Origin of the sequence: Falsihalocynthiibacter sp. S25ZX9 (genome assembly GCF_041205405.1) — a bacterium.
In the GTDB taxonomy this organism is placed as follows: domain Bacteria; phylum Pseudomonadota; class Alphaproteobacteria; order Rhodobacterales; family Rhodobacteraceae; genus Falsihalocynthiibacter; species Falsihalocynthiibacter arcticus.
In genome coordinates this window covers 1-279 of record NZ_JBGFCD010000349.1, presented here as the reverse complement: position 1 = coordinate 279, position 279 = coordinate 1, and the positions used below count along the sequence as shown (strand labels likewise).

Genomic DNA, 279 nt, shown 5'->3' with positions numbered 1-279 from the left:
TCCTAAACCTCTGGGCTGGAGTAGAGAATCTGACGGGAAATCCTACCCTCAACATCCCGCTGGCCCGCATGGTTGACACCGGCCTTACCGAAGGTATGCGCGAGTATGTTTGCTGGCATGTGCTGCGTCACCATCTCGGAATGGATACCTATATTCAGGCTAAACCTTTGGACTGGAGACAAAGTGTTCCACCTTTGGCGCGGAATCGAACTGTTTGAATTTTGGGGCTTGGTGCGCTTGGCCAAGATTGTGCGCGAAGCCTTGCCGCGCTAAATTTCA

General features: G+C 52.7%; 1 pseudogene. It reads left to right on the top strand.

Features of this window, described 5'->3' with window-relative positions:
* Positions 1–279 (top strand): annotated as a pseudogene (locus AB9F29_RS22535) (glyoxylate/hydroxypyruvate reductase A); the annotation flags it as partial.